Genomic DNA, 17144 nt, shown 5'->3' with positions numbered 1-17144 from the left:
GTAACCGGCCCGGGTGCCGTTACGGTGTGGCTCATGTTGCGTTCGCGTAGATCCGTCCTGGCCGTGCCCGGTAGCAACCCCCGGTTCGTGGAGAAGGCCCGCGGCCTGCCCGTCGACGAGGTGTTCCTGGACTTGGAGGACGCGGTCGCGCCGCTGGCCAAGGAGGAGGCGCGGCGCAACGTGGTGGCCGCGCTGCGCGAGGGCGGCTGGGACGGCAAGACTGTCGCGGTGCGGGTCAACGACCTGGCGACGCAGTGGGCGTACAAGGACGTGATCGAGGTCGTCGAGGGCGCCGGCGACCGGCTCGACTGCCTGATCCTGCCCAAGGTGCAGGACCCGACCGAGGTCGTGTGGCTCGACACCCTGCTCACGCAGATCGAGAAGGCCATGGGTTACGAACCCGGCAGGATCGGCATCGAGGCGCAGATCGAGAACGCGCGCGGGCTGGTGAACGCCGACGCCATCGCGGGCTCGTCCGGGCGGCTGGAGACGCTGGTCTTCGGGCCGGCCGACTTCATGGCCTCGATCAACATGCGCACCCTCGTGGTGGGCGAGCAGCCGCCCGGCTACGAGGAGGGCGACGCCTACCACTACATCCTCATGCGCCTGCTCATGGCCGCCCGTACGCATGACCTCCAGGTCATCGACGGCCCCTACCTGCAGATCAAGGACGTCGACGGGTTCCGCAGGGCCGCCCGCCGCTCGGCCGCGCTCGGCTACGACGGCAAATGGGTGCTCCACCCGCTGCAGGTCGACGCGGCCAACGAGGTGTTCTCGCCGCCGCAGGACGACTACGACCGCGCGGAGCTCATCCTCGACGCTTACGAGCACTACACGACGGTCGAGAAGCGCGGCGCGGCCATGCTCGGCGACGAGATGATCGACGAGGCGTCCAGGAAGATGGCGCTCGTCGTCGCGGCCAAGGGACGGGCCGCCGGGCTGAAGCGCACCACGCGCTTCAGCCCGGAGGGTTAGACCTTCAGCCCGACCGCGGTGAAGAACCAGAACGACGAGGTCAGCCAGAGACCGACGAGCGCGGCGAACACCAGCCCGCCGATCACCGGCAGGGTCCAGCCGGGGGCGTCCTCCTTGCGCAGGGCCAGCATCTTCGTGGTGAACACCCCGTAGAAGAAGCAGCCGAGCAGCGAGTGGACCATCACCCTCGGCACGTCGTACTGCAGGCCGAGCGCGTACAGGCAGTGGAAGGCCACCGGGATCGTGAGCAGGAACGCCAGCCTGCCCGACCACCGGTGGACCCCGGCGGGGATGTCCACCCCGAGCTTGCCCCACATCGACAGGGCCGAGACGACCTGCACCACGGCCAGCGCCGCCGAGGCCGTGGTCAGCCAGACCTTCATCGGCAGCGCGGCCGAGAAGCCCGCGACGCCGACGGCGAAGCCGGTGGGGGCGTGCACGCGCCCGTACACGCCGAGCGCGACCATGAGGACGCCGCCGGCCAGCAGCGGCACCAGCAGCGAGACGGCGCCGCGGGCAGGGCGGTGGTGGAGGGCGGTCATGACATCTCCTCGATGAAGCCGTCGACGTCCTCGGGGGTGACGGTGGCCCCGTTGACGGAGACGGGGCTGGTCGGGTCGTCGCCGTCGAGCCGCGGGATGTCCACCGGCTCGCCGTCCTGGGAGGCGGCGCCGACCTGCGTGTAGCCGCCCGACGGGTTCCTCACCACGATCCAGCCCGCGCGGACCTGGGCGCCCCTGACGACGGCGCTGGCCCGGTACAGGCCCGAGGGCTTCTTGGCGGTGCCGGCGACGAAGCTCCACTTCCTGCCGCCGACGGCGACCTGCCCCTCGGCCCCGCCGTCGCCGAGCTCGGCCTTGACCGTGGCCTTCCCCGAGCCCTTCAGGGTCAGCCGGTCGCTGGTCGCGTTCCCCTTGAACCACGCTTCGGTCCTGCCGTCGCAGAAGTATCCGACGGCCTTGCCGTCGCGGATCGAGATCGCGATGAGGCCGCCGTTGTCCTTCACCCGGCCCGCGTAGTCGGCCTTCTCCGGGACGAGCGGCTCCGGCTCCTCGAACGTCGGCGTCTCACTGGGCGAGGGCTCGGCCGCGGCCGTCTCCTCGCCGGTTTCCGGTGATCGCGTCGCCTCATCGGCGGTGGCGACGGCCTGCTCCGCCGCCGGCGCCGCGGTGATGCTGGCGACACCCAGCCCCGCGGCGAGCACCGCGCCCGCCGCCAGGGTGACGATAGGTCCCAGCCTTGACATGGCTTGCTCCCAGGGTCGACATGCGTACGTCCCGAGCATCCGCCGAAAAGGCCGCGCCGTCTGTGAACTATTGCGCACCGGATGGACAGAATATGGAGATGCAGGATAATCCCGAGCCTTCACCAGGCCCTTACGGCGGTCCGCCGGCGGGCTATTACCCGTACCCGCCGGCACGGCCGTCCTGGTACGCGCCCGTGCCGCATGACGCGCGGTACGACCAGCTCGCCAGGACCCCGGTCAGCCGGGTGTGGCGGCAGGTCGTGGGCACCCTCGCGGTCGCGGCCGCGTTCTTCGTCATCGGCGCGATCGTGCTGCTGGCGGGGGTGATCATCGGGGCCGTCCTGGGCATCCCGCAGCCCGAGCGGCCCGAGCAGATCTCCGGCGATCCGGTGTACGGGATGATCCTGCTGCTGTTGTCGATCGCGGCCGTGCTGCCGGTGGTGTTCGGCGTGGCCGCCTTGGTGCAGCGGCGGCGGCCGGGGACGCTCTCGTCCGTGGCCGGGCGGGTGCGCTGGTCGTGGCTGCTGATCTGCGTGGGCGCGGCGGTGCTGTCGATGGTGCTGGCCCAGATCGCCCAGGTGGTCCTGCTGGTCGCCACGGGGGAGCGGACCGAGGGCATCTTCGGGTGGACCGGGTGGGAGCGGTTCCTGCCGGCGCTCGTCGTCATCGTGCTGCTCGTGCCCTTCCAGGCGGCCACCGAGGAGTACCTGTTCCGGGGGTGGCTGCTGCAGGCGTTCGGGGCTCACCTGCGCAACCCTTGGTGGGGGATCGTGATCAGCTCGGTGCTGTTCGCGTCGTTGCACGGATACCAGTGGGCGGGGCTGCTCGACGTGTTCGCCTTCGGCCTGGCCATGGCGGTCCTGACGGTGTGGACCGGCGGGCTGGAGGCGGCCATCGCGCTGCACGTGCTGAACAACACGGTGGCGTTCGGCATCAGCGCGGCCGCGGGGCAGCTGGACCAGGCGCTGGATCAGGCGTCGGTGCCGGTGCCGTGGCAGTCGCTCGTGGGGACCGTCGTGCAGCTGGGAGTGTTCATCCTCCTGGTGCTCTATTTCGCTAAAAAGCGGTCAATCAGCACTACTTCTGGATAAATCAACCGGTGGGTGCCGGGAATCTCGCTAGAGAGGTCTCGCCATTCCGGCTCCGGCGTGCTGGTCTGGTTCTTGTGGACTCGGGCGTACGAGATGAGGGGTGATCGTTTCGGGCGGCGGGGTAGGAGTAGTCGTTGTGCGAGCGATCCTGTGGCGCGATGCCGGAGGAGGGGACGCGAAGGTCGAATTCAGTCCATATAGCGCATATGTTCGGATAAGTCATCCTTGGAACGGTCCCCCTGTTCCTGCCGGTTCCGCCGAGCAGACTCGAACCCGACCCTTCGAGCCGACCGGCCCGCCCGCTCCGGGCCCCGTCCCGCTCGACCCGTCCGACTAGGAGGTACGGCGCGTGGCCTCCGGCGCCAGTGACCAGCATCGGCAGCCGCCAGACGACCCTCGTCCCGGCGACGCCCCAGCCCCGGACTCACCCCCCGCCGACGAACCCGCCTCCCCCGGCCCGGGAGCCCCCGGCGACGCGCTCGCGCCCGACCCCGCCGGACTGGAAGCCTTCGGCCGAGGCGAGCCCGTCCCGCCGGCCGAGTCCCCGGGCGGTCCCGCCGCCGGCGGTGCGCAGCCGCGGGAGCCGCGCATCCGGCACAGCCCGCCGGGGCCGACGGACGACCGGGCGCGCGGATTACCGCTGACCTCGCCCTGGGGGATGCCGCCGTTCGCCGCGCCCACCCCGGAGGACGAGCCCCAGGAGCTCCCCAAGGGCCGCCGCCCCTACAGCTCCCCCACCGCGGAGCCGGACACGGAACCCAGGCGTCGCCGCCGCACGGTCGACCGCCCCGACAAGCTCGTGGCCAGCGGCCCGCCACGCCCCGTCCCACCACCCCACGACCCGCCACGAGAGCCCGAGCCTTCCCCGCCCGGCGAGGGGGCGGGGAAGGACCTCGGGTCCCCCCACGACACCACCGGCACCCATCCCGATGCCGTCGCCGCCGAGAACAACCCCCCCACGGAAGCGGAGCCCGCCCCCGAAACCCGGACCAGGCGAGACGCCCGCACGGCCCCGTACGGAATCGCCCACCAGCCTCCGGCGCCAGACCGAGGAGACGACGCTCCGAGGGGTGGGGAAGCCCTCGGCACACGGGCTCCCGGGAGCGGCGAGGTCACTGGCACCTCGGCTCAGGCTGGAGAGGAAGTTCGTACGGCTCCGTACGGGATCGCGCATCAGCCCGGCCGAGGGGAGGAGACCAGCGGTGAGCCGTCACGGGGGGTCGCTTCCGGCGGAGCCGGGGGCGCGGGGGACGGGCAGGACGAGAACGCTGACGGGGACGAGCCGGTGCGGCGGGTCGGGAGGCCGCCGGGCGGCAGGCCGGCGCGGCCTGATCTGCTGGTCGCGTCGGGCCCCGAACGACCCGGGGGAAGGCACCAGAGGGGCCCGGCCCCGGCGGCGATGCGGCGGGCGAGTCCCGTGCGGCGGGGGCGCAGCCCGGCCGCGCCGATGGCCGTGGCGCTGGCGGTCGCGCTGCTGGTGGCCGCCGGCGTGCTGGTGTGGCAGTGGCGCGCCGACGACGAGGCCCGGCTCAGGCTCGCCACCGGCACCGGCAGGTCAGGCGACAACCTGTTCACGGTCCCGGCGGCGGCCCAGGGCACCGACCAGAAGCTCAACGACGTGGCCGCCGTCGGCCGCGCCGTGGTGGTCGTGGGCAGCGACACCACCGGCCCGACGCCCAGGCCCCTGTTCCTCTACTCCGCCGACGGCGAGGAGTGGCAGCTCGGCCGCGTCACCGGCGCGAGCACGCCCATCGTGCAGCGGGTGGCCGGCGGCGACGGCCGCTGGCTGGCCACCGGCGGCGACGGGGTGCGCGAGCGGGGTCTGTGGACCAGCGCCGACGGCCTGAACTGGCAGGCGGTCGGCGGGGGAGAGGCCTTCAGGGACGGCGACCTGATCCACGACATCGCCAGGACGGGCTCCGGGTTCGTCGCGGTGGGCGAGGCGGCGCTGCGCGACGGCGGCGCGGGCCCGGCCGCCTGGCACTCCACGGACGGCCACGCCTGGGAGCGGGTGGAGACCCGGGGCCTGGAGGCGGGCGAGATCCGCGCCGTGGTCGCCAGAGGCGACACGGTGGTGGCCATGGCCAGGCCAGCGCAGGGCGACGGCTCCCGCGTCCTCAGGTCGGCCGACGGCGGACGCACCTGGCAGTCGACCGGCTTCCAGCTGCCGGAGGCGATGCCCAAGGCGGGTTCGCTGGCGGTCGCGTCGAAGCGGTTCGTGCTGGTGGCCACCAGGCAGCGTACGATCACCGGCGACGTGCGCGCCTACTGCTCGCCCACCGGCGCCGAGTGGTCGCAGTGCGGCACGATCGACGGCCTGCCAGCGGCCAGCCCCGGCGTCGAGCGGCTCGTCTCGTACGAGGACGGCGTGGCCGCGGTGAGCCAGGCGGGGATCGGCTCGTACGCGGTGCTGACCAGCACGGACGGCCGCTCGTGGAGCGGGCGGGCGGGCATCGGGGAGCTCCGGGGGGCGACGCTGCGCGGGTTCGCGATCGCCGCGGGCGGCACCCTGTACGCGGGCGGCGACCGCGCGGTCTCGGACGTGGACAACGAGCCGGTCCTCATGGCGGTGCCCCGGCGCGGCGAGCCCGCGCGCGTGCCGCTCGACCAGGTCCGTGGCCTGACCAGGATGGCCCGCGAGACCAGCGGCCTGGCCAGCCACGACGGCCGCTACGTGGCCGTCGGCTCGGCCGGGGGCGAGGCGGGCGTCTGGACCAGCCAGGACTGGAAGGACTGGAGGTCCATCGGGCTCGGCGGCCCGCGACGGCAGCAGCTGAACGACGTGGTGTTCGGCCGCCGCGGCTGGCTGGCCGTGGGCGGCACCCAGGCCGGCCTCCAGGAGACGGAGCCGCTGCTGGTCAGTTCCGGCGACGGGCGCGCCTGGAAGAAGGTGCCGCTCTCGGGCGATCTGGCCAGGCCGGGCGATCATCCGTATCTGGACGTGCGGACGGTCGCGGCGGGCCCCGACGGCTACCTGCTCGCGGGCGAGGACCGCGGCCCGGCGGGCACGGCGGCGGCCGTCTGGTTCACCCCCGACCTGCGCTCGTACACCCGCTCGGAGCGGCTGCCGCAGGGCGGCTCGGGCGTGCGCCTGCACGACGTGGCCGCCACCCCCGACGGGTACGTGGCGGTCGGCGGCGCGGGCGCGGGCGGGAACGAGAGCGGCATCGTCTGGGTGTCGCCGGACGGGCTGAACTGGACGGCCCGCGAGCGGCTCTCCCCGCCGGACGCGTCCTCGGCCGGGCTGCGCCAGGTGGCGGTGCACCAGGACAGGCTGGTGGCCATCGGGACCGCCTCGACCGCCTCGGGCGCGTCCCGGGCCTTCTCGGCGATCTCCGAGGACGACGGCGTGACCTGGGAGACGTCATGGCTTCCCGCGGAACGGGCGGCCGGCGTGTACGACCTGGCGGCGGCCGGGCAGGGCCTGGTCGCGGTCGGCTGGCACGGCGAGCAGGGGGAGGGCGACAGCGCCGCCTGGATCTCCCAGGACGGCCTCTCGTGGAGCCGGCTGGACTTGAAGGAGGACCGCCTGGCCGGGCCGGGCGCCCAGTGGCTGGCCGCGGTGACGATCTCCGGCGAGGAAGTGGTGGCTCTGGGCCGGTCCACCACCTACAGCGACGACCACCTCATCCTCTGGACGTCGACTCTCACCGCCGGCCGCTGAGCCCCGCCGGTGGCCGCGGCGTCACGTGGGCAGGACGCGCCAGGAGCGCAGGGTGTCCAGCAGGCCGGTGGTGAGCTGCAGCCGGGCGAGCTCCTCCCGCGTGCACCAGCGGGCGTCGGCGGCGTCGTCGCCCGGTGTGAGGGTGCCGCCGACCACGGTGGCGCGGTAGTCGCGGACCGCGTACGTGTCCCCGCGGGGAGCGGGCAGGTCCACCGTGCCCGCGAGCGGGCCCACGGCCACCTCCAGCCCGGTCTCCTCCAGCACCTCGCGCCGCACCGCCACGGCGTCGGACTCGCCGGGCTCCACCCGGCCGCCCGGCAGCGACCAGCGACCCGCGTCCGGAGGGTGCCCGCGCCGGATGAGCAGAAGGCGGCGCGCGTCGTCCAGGACGATCGCGCCGACACAATTTACGCGCACATGGTCAAGATTACGACGTGATAACGGACTGCGGTCTTGACGGGGCGGTGCCCGACGAAGCACCGTGGGTAGCTGTGAGAGCGGCTCCAACCTGCCCACGGTGCTTCGGTCCGCTGCACGCGCCGAGCGTGTGGTCCAGTGCCTGGCGTTGCGATGCGCACGGCGACGTCCTGCCGTACCAGCCGCCCTGGCCGCCGTCGCAGACGGCCGCGGAGGCGATGCGCAAGACCTCGCTGGTGCCGGTCTGGCTGCCCTGGCCGCTGCCGTCCGGATGGCTGGTGACGGGGTTCGGCGAGGTCGGCGACGAGCGCAAGGGCATACGGGCGAGCCTGGTCGCGCTGTCCGGGCCGTCCTTGACGCAGGGGCCCGCGGACATCCTCGTCATCGCCGAGGAGCCGGGCGTCGGCCTCGGGGCCGCGTTCGCCGGTCTGGACGGGGCCGACCCCGGCGAGGGGTTCGACTCGGGCCCGCCCAACGCCAAGATCGAGGTCCTCGGGCATCCGGCCCCGCTGTGGTGCGTGAACGGCGCCGCCGACCGGGCCGTCTACGCCGGTGAGGCGCTCGGCAACTGGCTGTGGGTCATCGCCTGGCCCGCCGAGGCCGGCTGCCTCATCGTGCTCGCCGAGCTGAGCCTGATCGACCTGCGCGACCACGACCTCGACATCCCCTTCGGCGCGTTCTCCCCCCGGCTCGAAGACTGATGCCCAACGGGATTCGCTCACCGGTGCGGACGGGCTAGAGTTCGGAGGCGTGACAGCGCGTATCGAGCGAGTGGTGACCGAGGGCCTCGTCGACATCGACGGCACCGAGCACAAGGTCGAGAACAACACCTGGATCATCGGCGACGACGAGGAGGCCATCGTCATCGACCCCGCCAGGGACGCCGAGAAGATCCTTGAGCAGGTGGGTGAGCGCGAGGTGCTCGCGGTCATCTGCACCCACGGCCTGCCCGACCACGTCGGCGCCGCCATCGAGGTGGCGGCCAGGGACGAGGCGGTCGTCGCACTCCACCCCAAGGACAAGCCGCTCTGGCGGGAGACCTGGACCGAGACCTGGCCCGACATCGACATGGAGGACGACGGCATCTTCCAGGTCGCCGACGTCCAGCTCGACGTCATGGAGACGCCCGGCATCACGCCCGGCGGGGTCTCGCTCTACTGCGAGGGCCTCGGCGCGGTCTTCTCCGGCAAGACGCTCCAGGCCGACGGGCCCGGCAAGCTCGGCGGCGAGTACCCCCGCCTGGCCGACCAGCTCACCGCCATCGGCGGGCGGCTGTTCACGCTGCCCGGCGACACGCGGGTGCTGCCCTCCCACGGCGAGGAGGTCACCATCGGCGACCTGGAGCCGCACTTCGACGACTGGATCGGCGGTTCGCTGACGCGGGTCGAGACCGAGCCCGAGGAGGAGGGCCCGCTCGTCGACGGCACCAGGGCCGCCCGCATCAGGCTCGACTCCGGCGACGACTAGGGTGTACGACCAGCTTCCGCTGGATGGGATGCCGCGGCGGCTCTACTCGTGCACGCCGTCGCGGCTGAACGCCTGGCTCGACTGCCGGCGCCGCTACCGGTTCACCTACCTGGACCGGCCGCAGCCGTCGAAGGGCCCGGGCTGGGCGCACAACAGCGTCGGGGCGAGCGTCCACAACGCGCTGGCGGCGTGGTGGCGGGAGCCGTACGAGCGGCGCACGCCGTTGACGGCGGCCGTCTTACTCACCAAGGGCTGGATCACCGAGGGGTTCAGGGACGAGGCCCAGTCGGCGCAGTGGCTCGGCCGCGGCCGCGACCTGGTCTCCGGCTACGTGGCCACGCTCGACCCGTCCGACGACCCGGTCGGCGTCGAACGCACCGTGGCCACCCGGACCTCGGTCATCGCGGTCTCCGGCCGCATCGACCGGCTCGACCGGCGCGGCGACGAGCTGGTGGTGGTCGACTACAAGACCGGGCGGCGGCCGCTCACGCAGGACGACGCGCGCTCCTCGCTGGCGCTGGCGATCTACGCGGTGGCGGCGTCCCGCATGATGCGCACCCCGGCCCACGCCGTCGAGCTGCACCACCTGCCGACGGGCGAGATCGTGCAGTGGCGTCACACGGACGAGTCGCTCGACCGCCATCTGCGGCGCGCCGAGGAGATCGCGATGGAGGCGGCGGAGGCGGACGAGCGCTACCGGACGGTGATGGGCGAGCCGGCCCAGGCCAAGCGCCCTCGGCCCCGCGACGCGGGCCGTCCACCGGCGGCCCGTGACGACGCGCCGGCCCCCGAGCGGCGTGACCGGCCCCTGGTGAGCCCGCCACGCGTGCCCGCGGAGCTGGACGAGGTGTTCGCCCCCAGCCCCGGCCCGATCTGCGGCTGGTGCGACTTCCGCCGCCACTGCCCCGAAGGCGTGACCGCCGCCCCCGAGCACCGCCCCTGGGACGGCCTGGCGGAGTGACGCCGTCAGGTGGCGCGGGTGTCGAGGGTGTGGCTCTCGGCCTCGTTCCAGAACCTGACGAGCGCCGCCGCCGTGGTCTCCGGCGCCTCCACCGCGGGTGAGTGGGCCGCGCCCGGCACCACCACGCAGTCGGCGCCCAGGGCCGCCGCCATCTCCTGCTGCGTCTCGGCAGGCCAGCCGTCGTCGTGTTCCCCGTACAGAACGAGCGTGGGCACCTCGATCTGGCGCAGCTCCTCGGTGCGGTCGCGCATGGACACCACCTCGTCGGCCATGCGCGCCAGACCCGTCGGCGAGTTGGACAGCAGCCGTTGGCGCAGGAAGGCCAGGATGTCGTCGGGCACGCCGGCGGCCAGCGCCTCCGGCTCGAAGCCGGCATGCCACACGTGTTCCAGCCCCGACAGGGGGATCGTGCGCGTCAGCCATCGGGCGTGTCCGGCGCGCTTGCCGGTGATGCCCGCGGGGCCGGAGCCCATCAGCGTGAACGAGGCGAACTTGGTGCGCCCGTCGATCGCCGCCTCGCGCGCCACCAGCCCGCCGAAGGAGTGGCCCACCAGGTGGACCGGCTCGCCGTCGCCGAACCGCTGGGCGAGCGCGTCGACGTCGGCGCCCAGCGCCGCGCAGGTGTAGGCGGCGGGGTCGTCGAGGCCCGGCGTCTCGTACTGGCCGCGCAGGTCGACGGCCAGCACGCGGCGGCCCGACAGGGCGAGCGTCTGCAGGACCGCGATGAAGTCTTCCTTGCTGCCCGTCAGGCCCGGGAGAAGGATCGCGGGCCATCGCTCCACCACGCCGGTCGCCGGCAGCGCCTCGAGGGCCGCGAACATGCCGCGGTCGGTCTCGATCTTGCGTGGGGTGACGCCAGGAGGCAGGTGCAGGAATCGCGGCGTACTCACGTGGGGCAACAATACCCAGAGCCCACCACCTCGACACCGGTGAACACGGTACGCCGGTGCGATCTGGGGCGAGTCGTGCCCATGTCCGTGAGAAAGCCCGTGACATGCGGAAAGGCGCGCACCCCGGTCGGGATGCGCGCCTTTCGCCGAACGTGTCAGCCGGTGCGGCGGCGGTTGCCGCGGTTGCCGCCGCGGCGCTGCTGCTTGCGCTCCGTGGCCGCCGACGGCGCGATGTCGTCGTCGTCCGTCGCCAGGTCAGGTGACTGGAAGATCACCGTGAACGGGCTGGCCGGGATGATCCGCTCCGGCTCGCGCCGCGGTGCGGCGAACTCCGGCTCGCCCGGCGCCGTGGCCTCGTCACGCGACGAGGACTCGGTCTCCTGGCGTGCCGGCGCCACGACCTCGTCCCGCTGGGAGGCGGCGATCCGGTCACGCGACGGCGTCGCGACCTCGTCCCGCTGGGAGGCCGCGATCCGGTCATGCGACGGCGTGGCCACCTCGTCCCGCTGGGAGGCCGCGATCTCGTCCCGCGACGGCGTCGCGATCTCGTCACGCGGCGGGGCCGCGATCTGGTCGCGCCTGGGCGCGGCCGTGTGGTCGCTCGGCGGGGCCGTGACGGACCGCTCCTGGCGGGCGGTGACGTCCGCGACCTGCTCCTCCTGGACGGCGGACCGCCGGGTGCGGCGGCGCGGCTCGGCGGCCGTCGCCACCTCCTCGGCAGTGATGATCGCGGGCGTCTCCTCCTGGTGCTGGCTGGAGCGACCGGTCACGAGCTCGACCTCCGGCGTCTCGACGGCAGGGCTGCCCGCGGTGCTCTCCTCCGCGGACCTGCCGCCGCGGGTGCGGCGGCGCTGGCGCGTGCGGGCCGGACGCTCCCGCTCCCGCTCCCGCTCCTCACGCTCGTCGCGGCGACGGCCGCGCGCGCGTGGCCGGCCCGTCTCGCCGAGGTCCTCGATGCGCTCCGCGGAAAGGCCCGCCCGGGAGCGGCTGGCGTGCGGCAGCACGCCCTTGGTGCCCTCGGGGATGTTGAGCTCGGTGTAGAGGTGAGGAGAGGTGGAGTAGGTCTCCTCGGGCTCCGGGAAGTCGAGGCCCAGCATCTGGTTGATCATCTTCCAGCGGGTCAGCTCCTCCCACTCCACGAACGTGACCGAGATGCCCGTGCGCCCGGCCCGGCCGGTGCGGCCGATGCGGTGCACGTAGGTCTTGTCGTCGGTGGGGCAGTCGTAGTTGACCACGTGGGTGACGTCGTCGATGTCGATGCCGCGGGCCGCCACGTCGGTGGCGACCAGCACGTCGACCTTGCCGTTGCGGAACGCCCGCAGCGCCTGCTCACGCTGGCCCTGGCCGAGGTCGCCGTGGACGGCCGCGACCGCGAACCCACGGGTGTCGAGCTGCTCGGAGACCATGTCGCAGGCGCGCTTGGTCTCGCAGAAGATCATCGTGAGCCCGCGGCCCTCGGCCTGCAGCAGCCGGGACACGATCTCGATCTTGTCCATCCGGTGGGCGCGCCACACGATCTGGCGCACCTGCGGGGTGGTCTCGGCCTCGCCGCTCTCGTTCTCGGCGCGCACGTGGGTGGGGCGGCTGAGGTACTTGCGGGAAAGGGTGACGATCTCGCCCGGCATGGTGGCGGAGAACAGCATCGTCTGCCGCTCCGCCGGGATCAGCTTGAAGATCCGCTCGATGTCGGGCAGGAAGCCCAGGTCGAGCATCCGGTCGGCCTCGTCGAGGACCAGCGTGTTGACCTGGCCGAGGTCGAGATGCTTCTGCTTGACCAGGTCGAGCAGCCGGCCGGGGGTGCCGACGATGACGTCGACCCCCGCCTTGAGCGCCTCGATCTGCGGCTCGTACGCGCGCCCGCCGTAGACGGTGAGCACCCGCGAGCCGAGCTTGCCGGCGGCGGTGACCAGGTCCTCGCTCACCTGGGTGGCGAGCTCGCGGGTCGGCACGACGACCAGCCCGCGGGGCTTCTTGCGGTTCTTGCGCGGCTTGCCGATGCTCTGCAGCATCGCGATGCCGAACGCGTAGGTCTTGCCGGTGCCCGTGCGGGCCTGGCCGATCAGGTCCTGGCCGTTCAGCGCCAGCGGAAGCGCCATTTCCTGGATCGGGAACGGTGTCGTGATGCCCTCGGTCTCGAGGGCATCGGCGATTTCTGGTGTGACTCCGAGGTCTCGGAAAGTCGTCAGCGTGGCCTGCCTCAGTCTCAAATGAAGGCGGGCCTGCCGGGACCTACGGGCGGAAATCCGACCTCGTATCTGGGTCCTCGCGGTAGAGCCAGCCCTCTCGCGTCATTACGACCGCGCACCCGGGGATCGGGGGATTCGGAGGAGAGACCCCCGAATGTACACAGTGCGGTCGCACTTTCTCAGAGCAGTGTACTCGATACCACAACGCTGACCAGGCTTACGGATGTTCCCGAAGATTCCCGGAAGTACGCTGCCTTCCATGAACGAGTCTCCTGGGGTCGCCGACCTGCTCGGCGTCCTGGCCTATGCCGAGCTGAGCGCATTCACGAGGATGACCGAGGACGCCGCCACGCTGGCGCCCACGCTCGCCGACCGGACGGCGCTGTGCGAGCTGGCCGTCGCCGAGTATCAGCACTTCCGGCTGCTCTACGACCGGCTGCGGGAGCTGGGGGCGGACCCGGAGCGGGCGATGCAGCCGTTCGCCGGGGCGCTGGACGCCTGGCACACCCAGACCAGCCCGGCCGACTGGTTGCAGGCCCTGGTCAAGGCCTATGTGGGGGTGGGCATCGCGCTCGACTTCTATCGTGAGGCGGCCCGGAGGCTGGACCCGTCGATCGTGGAGCTGGTCGACGAGGTGCTGACGGACGAGGGGCGGGCGGAGTTCGCCGTCGAGCGCGTACGGGCCGGCGTCGCGGCGGACCCGGCGGTGAGCGGGCGGCTGGCGCTGTGGGCCAGGCGGCTCGTCGGCGAGGCGCTCAGCCAGGGCCAGCGGGTGGCGGCGGAACGCCCGGAGCTGGCGCTCATGCTGGTGGAGTCGGGCGCGAACGACCAGGCGGAGATCTCCCGCCTGTTCGCCAAACTGACGGAGCAGCACGGTAAGCGCATGGCGGCGCTCGGCATCTGAGGCGTCACGCCCGGGAGCCGCGCCTCAAGGCGGCTCCCGGGCGGCGGCGCCTAGAGGGTGCCGCCGAAGCCCACGGGACGCGACTCGTCCTCGCCGATCTCGATGAAGCCCAGCGACGCCACCGGCACCACCACACGCCTGCCCTTCACGTCGGTGATGGCGAACACGCCGCGATCGGCGGCAAGGGCCTTCCGGATTTCCTCCTCGACCTGCTCGGACGACAGGTCGGTCTCCACAACGAGCTCACGGTGCACCGAACGCACGCCGATCTTGATTTCCATCATGCTCCCTTTCCACGGGGCGGGGCTTCCCTCATCGTGGCCGTTCGACGCCGGAAAAGCGCAGCTGATCGCGCCCAGCGAACGGGTTAAGCCGTACGCGGAAAACCGCTGATGCCCCGCCAGGCGAGCCGGGCCATGAGCTGCTCGGCCGCGTCCTTGGGGATGGAGCCGTGCTCGCTGACCCAGTAGCGGGCACTCACCTCCGCCATGCCGACCAGCCCGACGCCCAGCAGGTGGGCCTCGTCGCTGGTGCAGCCGGTGTCTTCCTGGATCACCGCGCTGACCATCTCGGCGCACTCGTTGAGCGAGCGCTCCACGCGCTGCCGCACCGGCGCCACGTTGCGCAGGTCGGACTCGAAGACCAGCCGGAACGCCTCGCCCTGGGTGGAGACGAAGTCGAAGAACGCGCTGAACGTCGCCTGCACCCGCAGTTTGTTCTCGGTCGTGGAGGCGAGCGCCTCCCTGCACCGGGTGACCATGTCGTCGACGTGCAGGTCGAGCAGCGCGAGGTAGAGCTCCAGCTTGCCCGGGAAGTGCTGGTAGAGCACCGGCTTGCTGACCCCCGCGCGGTCGGCGATCTCGTCCATGGCGGCCGCGTGGTAGCCGTTCTCCACGAACACTTCCTGCGCCGCGCTCAGCAGCTGCCTGCGGCGGGCGAGTCGGGGCAGCCGGGTGCCCCGGGGCTTGGCGTCCGGGGTAGCGGTCACACGGGTCTCCAACGGGTTTCGTGCCGGGTCTGCCGACATCCTACGGGCGGGTAGTCATCACCTCAGCGATAGTCGTCGTCGTCGTACCCGACCACGCGGTCCTGCTCGATCGCGTCGGCCGGGTTGACCTCAAGGGGAAGCTCGAGGCGCCACTGCTCGTCGTCCTCCCGCAGCGGACGCTGTTGCTCGGCGGCGTCGGCCGGCGTCGCCTCGATCGGCAGCTCCTGGTCATCGGCGAAGTTGTCGTCGTCCCCGCGTACGTCCATCTCCGACATGTCGGTCCCCCTCTTCGTGTGGACTGAACCAGATTACGCCCGGCTGAAAAGGTCGCCGTGCTTCTCCATCCTGGCCAGCACGTCGGACGACGTGAACACCAGGTCTTCCGGGCTCTCGCAGCGTTCGACCTCCTTCCACAGCAGTGGCGTGGAAACCGTCGGACGCGTCCTGGCCCGCAGCGAGTATGGCGCGACCGTGGTCTTGGCGGGGTTGTTCTGGCTCCAGTCGATGAAGACCTTGCCCGGCCGCTGCTTCTTCGCCATCACGCTGACGATCCGCTCGGGGTGCCGCTTCGCCAGCGCCTGGGCCAGCCGCTTGGCGTACGCCGACGGCTCCTCGCGGCCGTCCCACGCGGCGTACAGCTGCATGCCCTTGCTCCCGCTGGTCTTCGGCCTGGCCTCCAGGCCGTCGGCCGACAGCACCTCGCGCAGCATCAGGGCGACCTCGCAGCACTCCACGATCGTCGCGGGGGGCCCGGGGTCCAGGTCGAACACCAGCGTGTCCGGCGGCAGCGCGCGTCCTTCCCCGTCCACCCGCCACTGGGGCACGTGCAGCTCCAGCGCGGCCAGGTTCGCGTAGTAGACCAGCCCCGGCAGGTCGTCGATCAGGGCGAAGTCGATGGTGTCGCGGTCCTTGGTGCTGCCGGGCGCCGGCAGCCGCGCCCTGCGCACCCAGCCGGGGGTGTGCTCGGGGGCGTTCTTCTCGAAGAAGGACATGCCCTCGACGCCGTTCGGGAAGCGCTTGACCGTCAGCGGCCGGCCTTCCAGGTGCGGCAGGAGCACCGGGGCGATCCGGCTGTAGTAGTCGATGACCTCGGCCTTGGTGAAGCCGGACTCGGGATAGAGCACCTTGTCCAGGTTGCTCAGGACGAGTTCCCGCCCGTCCACCCGCACCGGGACCTTGCTCGCCGGGCTCATCGGGCCGTCACCTCCGGGGGCAGCTTCTCCGGGCCCGCGCCACACGGGACGGCGCGGCCTTCGTGTACGCCACCTCCCCGACGAGATCGGGTCTAACCCATCGATAACGCCACAGGACCGGCCCGGCATGGGTTCGACGAGCTATGGCATTGGTCGCACGGGGACGGGTATGTCCCCGTTGGCGAACCGCCCGACACTACTGAGGAGTTGCCCATGCGCAGCATCTGGAAAGGTGCGATCTCCTTCGGGCTGGTCACGATCCCGGTGAAGCTCTACTCGGCCACCGAGCAGAAGGACGTCAGCTTCCACCAGGTGCACCGCGAGGACGGCGGCCGCATCCGCTACAAGAGGGTGTGCACGCTCGACGGCGAGGAGATCGCGTACGCGGACATCGCCAAGGGTTACGAGCTGGCCACGGGCGAGATGGTCGTGCTCACCGACGAGGACTTCGAAGGGCTGCCGCTGAGCACCTCCCGCCGGATCGACGTGCTGCAGTTCGCCCCCGCCGAGCAGATCGACCCCATCTACTTCGCCAAGTCCTATTACCTGGAGCCCGACGCGCAGGGGGCCAAGCCGTACGTGCTGCTGCGCGACGCGCTGGAGAGCTCCGGCCAGGTGGCGGTGGTCAAGGTGGCGCTGCGCCAGCGCGAGTCGCTGGCGACGCTGCGGGTGCGCGACGGGGTGTTCGTGCTGGAGACCATGCTGTGGCCGGACGAGATCCGCAAGCCGGACTTCGAGTTCCTGGACGAGGACATCGACGTGCGGACGCAGGAGCTCAAGATGGCGGAGTCGCTGATCTCCACGATGGAGGCCGACTTCGACCCGGCCGAGTACCACGACACCTACCGCGAGGCGCTGCAGGAGGTCATCGAGGCGAAGGTGGCGGGCAAGGAGGTCATCACGCCTCCGGAGGCCGAGGAGGAGGGCGGCCCCGCCGTCGACCTCATGGCGGCGCTGCGGGCCAGCGTCGAGGCCGCCAAGCGCGAGCGCGAGGGCGCTCCCGCCAAGCCGAAGCGGGCCGCCTCGGGCAAGGCGAAGGCCAAGGACGACAGGGCCAAGGACGACAGCGCCAAGGAAGAGAAGGCCAAGGAAGAGAAGGGCCAGGAAGAGAAGGCCCCCGCCAAGCGGAAGGCCCGCAAGTCGGCCTGACGCCTCCTGCCCC

Annotated in this window: 17 protein-coding genes; 8 read left to right on the top strand and 9 right to left on the bottom strand. The window is 72.2% G+C overall.

Annotated elements, in window-relative coordinates:
* Positions 1 to 33: 33 nt before the first annotated feature.
* On the top strand, positions 34 to 975 hold the full coding sequence (locus ABD999_RS24380; protein WP_148029261.1) for an HpcH/HpaI aldolase/citrate lyase family protein: 942 nt from the start codon (positions 34 to 36) through the stop codon (positions 973 to 975).
* On the opposite strand, the gene ABD999_RS24375 is transcribed toward ABD999_RS24380, so the two are convergent.
* Together ABD999_RS24375 and ABD999_RS24370 are read right to left on the bottom strand one after the other, a co-directional pair.
* Positions 972 to 1517: a DUF6529 family protein gene (locus tag ABD999_RS24375; protein ID WP_148029262.1), complete on the bottom strand. Its 546-nt coding sequence runs from the start codon at positions 1515 to 1517 to the stop codon at positions 972 to 974. The genes ABD999_RS24380 and ABD999_RS24375 overlap by 4 nt on opposite strands.
* The gene (locus tag ABD999_RS24370) at positions 1514 to 2221 is read right to left on the bottom strand and encodes a hypothetical protein (protein WP_271276313.1); all 708 of its coding nucleotides are present in this window, start codon (positions 2219 to 2221) and stop codon (positions 1514 to 1516) included. Before ABD999_RS24370 ends, ABD999_RS24375 begins: the two co-directional genes overlap by 4 nt.
* A gap of 98 nt (positions 2222 to 2319) precedes the next feature.
* Between ABD999_RS24370 and ABD999_RS24365 the strand changes: the two genes are divergently transcribed.
* The gene (locus ABD999_RS24365) at positions 2320 to 3312 is read left to right on the top strand and encodes a CPBP family intramembrane glutamic endopeptidase (RefSeq protein WP_345482897.1); all 993 of its coding nucleotides are present in this window, start codon (positions 2320 to 2322) and stop codon (positions 3310 to 3312) included.
* A 1417-nt stretch (positions 3313 to 4729) separates the two neighbouring features.
* Entirely contained in the window at positions 4730 to 6976 is a 2247-nt protein-coding gene (locus ABD999_RS24360; RefSeq protein ID WP_271276315.1) for a beta propeller repeat protein, read from the top strand.
* 21 nt (positions 6977 to 6997) lie between these two features.
* Here ABD999_RS24360 and ABD999_RS24355 read toward each other — a convergent pair whose 3' ends face one another.
* A complete protein-coding gene (locus ABD999_RS24355; protein WP_271276316.1) occupies positions 6998 to 7393 on the bottom strand; it encodes an NUDIX hydrolase in 396 nt (131 codons plus the stop codon).
* A gap of 17 nt (positions 7394 to 7410) precedes the next feature.
* Between ABD999_RS24355 and ABD999_RS24350 the strand changes: the two genes are divergently transcribed.
* Genes ABD999_RS24350 through ABD999_RS24340 form a run of 3 tightly spaced genes read left to right on the top strand, consistent with a single transcriptional unit; the run spans position 7411 to position 9821 of the window.
* Entirely contained in the window at positions 7411 to 8094 is a 684-nt protein-coding gene (locus ABD999_RS24350) for a DUF6758 family protein (protein ID WP_345482896.1), read from the top strand.
* A gap of 49 nt (positions 8095 to 8143) precedes the next feature.
* Positions 8144 to 8860, top strand: a complete 717-nt coding sequence (locus ABD999_RS24345) for an MBL fold metallo-hydrolase (protein ID WP_219543983.1) — start codon at positions 8144 to 8146, stop codon at positions 8858 to 8860.
* Positions 8861 to 8888: 28 nt separating this feature from the next.
* A complete protein-coding gene (locus ABD999_RS24340; protein ID WP_271276317.1) occupies positions 8889 to 9821 on the top strand; it encodes a RecB family exonuclease in 933 nt (310 codons plus the stop codon).
* Positions 9822 to 9826: 5 nt separating this feature from the next.
* Here ABD999_RS24340 and ABD999_RS24335 read toward each other — a convergent pair whose 3' ends face one another.
* Positions 9827 to 10711, bottom strand: coding sequence for an alpha/beta fold hydrolase (locus ABD999_RS24335; protein ID WP_271276318.1), 885 nt, complete (start codon positions 10709 to 10711; stop codon positions 9827 to 9829).
* 155 nt (positions 10712 to 10866) lie between these two features.
* Entirely contained in the window at positions 10867 to 12807 is a 1941-nt protein-coding gene (locus tag ABD999_RS24330; RefSeq protein ID WP_271276319.1) for a DEAD/DEAH box helicase, read from the bottom strand.
* 349 nt (positions 12808 to 13156) lie between these two features.
* Here ABD999_RS24330 and ABD999_RS24325 point away from each other — a divergent pair, with 349 nt between their 5' ends.
* Positions 13157 to 13801 (top strand): ferritin-like fold-containing protein, encoded by a 645-nt coding sequence (locus tag ABD999_RS24325; protein ID WP_148029271.1) that lies wholly within the window; start codon positions 13157 to 13159, stop codon positions 13799 to 13801.
* 50 nt (positions 13802 to 13851) lie between these two features.
* On the opposite strand, the gene ABD999_RS24320 is transcribed toward ABD999_RS24325, so the two are convergent.
* The 4 genes from ABD999_RS24320 to ligD all read right to left on the bottom strand — a co-directional run bounded on the left by ABD999_RS24320 (position 13852) and on the right by ligD (position 15982).
* A complete protein-coding gene (locus ABD999_RS24320) occupies positions 13852 to 14085 on the bottom strand; it encodes a DUF3107 domain-containing protein (protein WP_246639500.1) in 234 nt (77 codons plus the stop codon).
* An 83-nt stretch (positions 14086 to 14168) separates the two neighbouring features.
* Positions 14169 to 14789, bottom strand: a complete 621-nt coding sequence (locus ABD999_RS24315) for a TetR/AcrR family transcriptional regulator (RefSeq protein WP_148029272.1) — start codon at positions 14787 to 14789, stop codon at positions 14169 to 14171.
* Between the two features lie 62 nt (positions 14790 to 14851).
* A complete protein-coding gene (locus ABD999_RS24310) occupies positions 14852 to 15064 on the bottom strand; it encodes a hypothetical protein (protein WP_246639498.1) in 213 nt (70 codons plus the stop codon).
* Positions 15065 to 15097: 33 nt separating this feature from the next.
* A complete protein-coding gene (ligD, locus tag ABD999_RS24305) occupies positions 15098 to 15982 on the bottom strand; it encodes a non-homologous end-joining DNA ligase (protein ID WP_271276320.1) in 885 nt (294 codons plus the stop codon).
* Between the two features lie 213 nt (positions 15983 to 16195).
* Between ligD and ku the strand changes: the two genes are divergently transcribed.
* On the top strand, positions 16196 to 17131 hold the full coding sequence (ku, locus tag ABD999_RS24300; protein WP_271276321.1) for a non-homologous end joining protein Ku: 936 nt from the start codon (positions 16196 to 16198) through the stop codon (positions 17129 to 17131).
* Positions 17132 to 17144 lie beyond the last annotated feature (13 nt).

Origin of the sequence: Nonomuraea ferruginea (genome assembly GCF_039540635.1) — a bacterium.
GTDB lineage: Bacteria > Actinomycetota > Actinomycetes > Streptosporangiales > Streptosporangiaceae > Nonomuraea > Nonomuraea ferruginea.
This window is presented reverse-complemented; position numbering and strand designations above follow the sequence as displayed.